This is a genomic window from Flavobacterium calami (assembly GCF_038290035.1).
GTDB classification, from domain to species: Bacteria; Bacteroidota; Bacteroidia; order Flavobacteriales; family Flavobacteriaceae; genus Flavobacterium; species Flavobacterium calami.
Window position 1 is genome coordinate 100,406 of sequence record NZ_JBBYHS010000018.1, and the last position, 6,251, is coordinate 106,656.

Below are 6,251 nucleotides of genomic sequence, written 5' to 3' on the forward strand. Positions count from 1 at the left end.
ATTGTAAAATTATTTTTTCACAGCTTCTACCAATTCCAGTTCATCCAGACTTACTTTGGAAGTAAAAATACCGTAATTTACGGTTGCTTTATTTTTTTCAATAGCATCAATACTTCCAACTGATCTTCCATCCAGCATTCGCACGCGGTCACCAACTTTTAAAATTGGTTTTGGTTTTTCTACAACTGGTTTAAGTTTCTTCTCTTTTTTCTCTTGGCGTATTTCTTCAACTTTTACTTGTACTTCAGCAATAATTTCCTTTTGTTTTTCAACTTTTGCCTTTACTTCTTTTGGAGTTGCTTTTTTACGTTTTGAATTTTCGATTTCAACAATTTTTAAGAATTCGCCAATAAGTTCCTTTTTGTTTTTATTGTTGAAATATTTCTCAGCAATATCATCGATTTTTTGGCCAATGTAAATTATCTTTTGATTACTGTCGTATAATTCCTGATAGCTCTCCAGTTTCTGCTGGATTCTGGTATTGATGTTTTCCATCTTTTTACTTTCCTCACGCGCCCTGGTTTCTTCTTCTTTTAAATTCAGAGAAGTTTTCTCCAGTTTTGACCTTTCCTTCTGAAGCGTCGCAATAGTTTTATCAAAACGAACTTTACCCACTTCGATTTTCTTTTTCGCACGATTAATCAGTCCAAACGGAATTCCATTTTTCTGGGCTACTTCAAAAGTAAACGAACTTCCTGCCTGACCTAGAGCAAGTTTGTACATTGGTTCCAACGATTTTTCATCAAACATCATATTGGCATTGGTTGCGTATGGCAATTCGTTAGCCAAAATCTTTAAATTGGAGTAATGCGTTGTGATAATTCCGAAAGCTTCACGATGATAAAATTCTTCAAGAAAAATTTCAGCCAAAGCCCCACCCAGCTCAGGATCAGAACCTGTACCAAACTCATCAATTAAAAACATAGTCTTATGATTACATTTCTTCAAAAAGTAATTCATGTTTTTTAATCGGTAGCTGTAAGTGCTTAAATGATTTTCAATAGACTGATTGTCTCCAATATCAGTTAAGATTCTGTCAAATAAGAATGTTTCACTTCTTTCATGAACCGGAATCAAAATTCCGGATTGCAGCATTAGTTGTAGTAAGCCAACAGTTTTAAGCGAAATGGTTTTTCCTCCCGCATTTGGACCTGAAATTACAATAATTCTGTTTTCTTGTTTCAGTTCGATGGTCTGCGGATGCGTAACTTCTTTTTTTTGTTTATTGTTCAGATATAAAATAGGATGATACGCTTCTCTAAAGAACAATCTTCTTTCTTCTGTAATTGCTGGTAAGATTCCGTTGATTCTGTTAGCGTATTTTGCTTTTCCGGCAACCACATCAATATCACTTAAAAAATCCTGATATTCAATTAATAAAGAAAGGTAAGGTCGAATCACATTCGATAAATTCTTTAAAATTCTCGTAATTTCTTCTTTCTCTTCATATTCTAAATTGGCTAATTCTCGTGAATATTTCAGTGTAGCTTCAGGTTCGATATAAGCAATGCTACCGGTTTTAGAGCTTCCTAAAATTGAACCTTTTACTTTACGGCGATACATTGCCAGAACTGCTAGCACTCGACGATTTTGCACAAAACTCTCCTTAATATCATCCAGATATCCTAAACCATTGTATTGTGTCAGTGCAACACCAAAACTTTGGTTTACTTTACCACGAACCAAATTCATGTTCTGACGAATGCTTAACAGAGCAGGAGAAGCATTGTCTTTAATTTCTCCATATTTGTCTACAATTGCGTCAATAGAAGTGATGATATCTTTGGTCAGTTCTACACGTGACGCCCTTGCATTTAAGTTAGGATAATAATCATCGAATTTTCGTAAGAAATTCAACAAGACATTTGTCGTTGCTGAAAGATTGGCAATTTTCCTGAAGCTTCCTACTTCAAGAAAACTGTCTTCAATGGCCAAAAACTTAATTTCATGCGTGATGGCGTCAAATCCGTGATTCGGAATGGCGTTGTTGTTTTCAAAAGACGAAACATATTCTGATGTCTGCATTAAGGCCTGCATCAAAGTTTCTTTGTCTCTAAATGGTTTTATTTCTAAAGCTTTTTCTTTTCCAATATCGGTATTGCACCCATCTGAAATGGTTTCGAGAACAGTTGGAAATTGTAAGTCTTGTAATGTTTTTTCGGTAATACTGATCATTTAATTTCTTTAAGAAAGTGAAGGCAAAAGTACGAAAACATTAGTGAATTTTGAATTATGAATTATAAGTTATAATATTTACTCATTCTGTTCTGTTTTCTATTTATACTTTCAACTTTCAACTTTCAACTTTCGACTTTCGACTTTCGACTTTCAACTTTCGACTTTCAACTTTCGACTTTCAACTTTCGACTTTCAACTTTCGACTTTCAACTTTCGACTTTCAACTTTCGACTTTCAACTTTCGACTTTCAACTTTCGACTTTTTCTTAAGTGGTAAATATGATTTCAACAAAAAAATCCTGAAATTCGCATAAAAAAGTATGGACGTAAAAATGCATGATTCCTGGATGCCGGTTTTGAATGAAGAATTCGAAAAACCGTATTTCAATGAGTTAATTGAATTTGTGAAATCTGAATATACTACAAAAGTTTGTTATCCAAAAGACAGTCAGATTTTTTCAGCTTTCGATCATTGTCATTTCGATCAGGTAAAAGTGGTGATTATAGGTCAAGATCCTTATCACGGCCCAAATCAGGCAAACGGATTGTGTTTTTCTGTCAATGACGGGATTCCGTTTCCTCCTTCCTTATATAATATCTTTAGAGAAATCGAAACAGATTTAGGTAAAACGCTTTCTAAAACCGGTAATTTAGAACGTTGGGCAGATCAGGGTGTTTTTCTTTTAAATGCAACGTTGACAGTTCGACAATCTGAAGCCGGAAGCCATCAGGGAAAAGGCTGGGAAAAATTTACGGATGCTGTTATCAAACAAATTTCTGCCGAAAAAGAAAATGTTGTTTTCCTGCTTTGGGGAGGTTTTGCTCAGAAAAAAGCAGCTTTAATCGACGCTTCAAAACATCATATTTTAAAATCAGGACATCCTTCGCCTTTAAGCGCTAATAGAGGATTTTGGTTTGGAAACAAACATTTTAGTCAGACAAATTCTTTCCTTAAATCAAAAGGTTTAAAAGAAATTGAATGGTAATATTGAGGTAAGATTGGATTTTTTTGTCAATCAAACTTAGGAATCATCAAAGAATTAAAAAAAGGGATTATCTTTGCACCCACATTCAACACAAACTAAGTTTCATGAGTTCAGATTCTAGCAAAAGGTATGCACAAAGAGGTGTTTCGGCATCAAAAGAAGACGTACACAACGCCATAAAAAATATTGATAAAGGTTTATTTCCGCAGGCTTTCTGTAAAATTGTCCCTGATTATTTAACTCAGGACGAAGAACACTGTCTGATTATGCATGCTGACGGAGCCGGTACAAAATCGTCTTTGGCTTATATGTATTGGAAAGAAACCGGAGATATTTCAGTATGGAAAGGAATTGCACAGGATGCTTTGATCATGAATATTGACGATTTATTATGTGTTGGAGCAACAGATAATATTTTGCTTTCATCTACTATCGGAAGAAATAAAAACCTAATCCCTGCCGAAGTTATTTCAGCAATCATCAACGGAACAGAAGAATTAATCAACGAATTAAAATCTTTCGGAGTAACCATTCACTCAACTGGAGGAGAAACTGCTGACGTTGGGGATGTCGTTCGTACTATTATTGTAGACTCGACTGTTACAGCCCGTATGAAACGCTCCGATGTTGTAGATAATGCAAATATTCAGGCCGGTGACGTAATCGTTGGTTTGGCTTCTTTTGGTCAGGCAACTTACGAAAAAAGTTATAACGGTGGAATGGGAAGCAATGGACTTACTTCTGCACGTCACGATGTTTTCGGTAAATATTTAGCTAAAAAATATCCTGAAAGTTTTGATGCAGCCGTTCCAGAAGAATTGATTTATTCAGGTCAGGTTAATTTGACTGATGCTGTAGAAAACAGTCCAATAAACGCTGGTCAGTTGGTGCTTTCGCCAACCAGAACCTATGCGCCAATCATCAAGAAAATTTTAGACACCTACACGCCAAACGAAATTCACGGAATGGTGCATTGCAGTGGAGGAGCACAGACTAAAATTTTACATTTCGTTCAAAATTTACATGTTATAAAAGACAATTTATTTCCGGTTCCGCCATTGTTCAAACTGATTCAGGAACAATCAAAAACCGACTGGAAAGAAATGTACCAGGTTTTCAACTGCGGTCACCGTATGGAAATTTACGTTCCTGAAAATATTGCTCAGGATATTATCGAGATTTCAAAATCATTCAATGTTGATGCACAAATCGTAGGAAGGGTAGAAGCTGCTGATGCTAAAAAACTGACTATCACCAGCGAATACGGAACTTTTGAATATTAAAATATAATTTGTCAGGCTGAGCGGAGTCGAAGTCCTTTATTTCTTAAAGCCTCAACTCTCCTTCAGATTACCTTTAGAATATATAATAATTTTAGCTTTTTCAGGAGCTAATCCCGCTATTCGTTACAATCTTTTGCTTTTTAAAGAAAAAAGCAAAAGGATTTTCACTTCTATCGGGGCTAAAATTATAGTTTCATAAGAATTACAGTGGTTATCCATAATTTTCAAGATCTGAATTATGTTTTAATCTTTTCAATTTAAAGATATGTATGAACTGCTTTTTTGGAGATATTTAGACGAAATTTACCTGAACAATCAGGAAGTTTATGAAGCTTTACTTGAAAAGCAGGAAGTTGAAGGTCTTGAAATTCTTCCCATACAGGTAATCCTCAATCGAATTAGTTCTGTTTTCTCTCAATGGGAAAAAGTCGACGACAATAGTTGGCAAAATAATGCGGGAAAAGGTGCTTTTCAGGTTATTACGACACCTCAAAGCGTCAAAATAGACTGCTACGGAACCGAAGGCAAAACTATGAACAAACTGGTAGATTTACTGGAAGAGTTCAAATGTCCTTTGTATGATCCACAAGTTCCGGAACGCTATGACGAAATGAGCGAGTAATTTTCTCTTTATATGAGGATTTTTGAAACATACTGAAATAAGTGCCATAAATTTATACTTAAAAAATTTAATAGTTAGATATGAAAATAAATCTAAAATCAGGAATTGATAAATTGCTTTTCGGAATGAAGCAAAATGATGTGACAGCTGCTTTAGGAAAACCTGATAAAAATTATAACGATGAAGATGATAATGTGATTTTTGTATACAATGCACAAAAAATGAGACTGACTTTTTATCAGGAAGAAGATTTTAAATTGGGTTATGTAGTTGCTTCTGGTCATGATTTGGAGGTTTTTGGATTCAAATTGATAGGAAGAAAAATTGCAGATGTTAAAAAGGATCTCGCAACTAAAGGGATTACAAAATACAATCAGGAAACTTTTGATACTTTCGAAAACTACTTTAATGAAGATAACTGGTTTATTCTGCAAACCGAATTCGAAGAAGTAGTAAAATTTGAAATAGGAGCTATTATTAATAATAAAGACGAATTTGACTGGAAGTTTCCTGCTAAGAAATAAGTCTTTAAAAAAATAGTAAATAAAAAACCGATAAGTTCATTTTGAAGCTTGTCGGTTTTTTGTTTTTCTGCATGCCATATATATAAGTAGAAAAGTATACTATATAGTATAAGATTAAAGTTTGTTGTGCTGAGCGAAGTGAGGTTTTATTAAGGTTTGGAATTTGATTTTAATAAGGAGCTTGATCCCGCTATTAGTTCCAATCTTTTATTTTGAACTCCAAAACAAAAGGATTTTCACTGCTATCGGGGCTATGGCGGATTTTTTCAGGAGAGAAACAGGGATAGATTAGGGGTTGTTGTTTTTTTCGAGATCAAATATGTGGTAAGAATCTTTTTGGTGTATTGAATTTTGTTTATTAAAACAGTTCAAAATAGGAAAACTTCACAAAAGCAAGATGTCAAAAAGCTTGTAAATTATCAAAACTTCTTTTAAATAAAGATAAAACTTACAAGATGTAAAAAAAAGTTAGAATATAATTATTGCGTTATCAGCGAGTTAAGAAAAAGTTTTAAAAAAGATTAAAAAAAGGGTTTAAAAAAGCTTGCGCAACTGGAATTGTTGTGTACTTTTGCACCCGCAACAGCGAAGGCGTTCATCGAAATACTGGCAAGATAATAAGTAATCAATCAGAAAAGAAATTCTGAAAAAAAGATTG

5 protein-coding genes are annotated in these 6,251 nt (G+C 34.1%); 4 read left to right on the top strand and 1 reads right to left on the bottom strand.

Annotated features, from left to right (window positions below):
- Positions 1–9 precede the first annotated feature (9 nt).
- Positions 10–2,175 carry an endonuclease MutS2 gene (locus AAEO57_RS16720; protein WP_341694177.1) on the bottom strand — a complete coding sequence of 722 codons (2,166 nt, stop codon included), beginning with the start codon at positions 2,173–2,175 and terminating at the stop codon, positions 10–12.
- Positions 2,176–2,498: 323 nt separating this feature from the next.
- On the opposite strand from AAEO57_RS16720, the gene AAEO57_RS16725 reads away from it, so the two are divergent.
- The 4 genes from AAEO57_RS16725 (at position 2,499) to AAEO57_RS16740 (ending at position 5,593) form a co-directional block, all read left to right on the top strand.
- A complete protein-coding gene (locus tag AAEO57_RS16725; RefSeq protein ID WP_341694178.1) occupies positions 2,499–3,164 on the top strand; it encodes a uracil-DNA glycosylase in 666 nt (221 codons plus the stop codon).
- Positions 3,165–3,268: 104 nt separating this feature from the next.
- Complete coding sequence (locus AAEO57_RS16730) at positions 3,269–4,447, top strand: AIR synthase related protein (RefSeq protein WP_341694179.1); 1,179 nt, start codon at positions 3,269–3,271, stop codon at positions 4,445–4,447.
- A gap of 265 nt (positions 4,448–4,712) precedes the next feature.
- A complete protein-coding gene (locus AAEO57_RS16735; RefSeq protein ID WP_341694180.1) occupies positions 4,713–5,069 on the top strand; it encodes a hypothetical protein in 357 nt (118 codons plus the stop codon).
- Positions 5,070–5,149: 80 nt separating this feature from the next.
- Positions 5,150–5,593 (top strand): hypothetical protein, encoded by a 444-nt coding sequence (locus AAEO57_RS16740; protein WP_341694181.1) that lies wholly within the window; start codon positions 5,150–5,152, stop codon positions 5,591–5,593.
- The last annotated feature ends 658 nt before the right edge of the window (positions 5,594–6,251 follow it).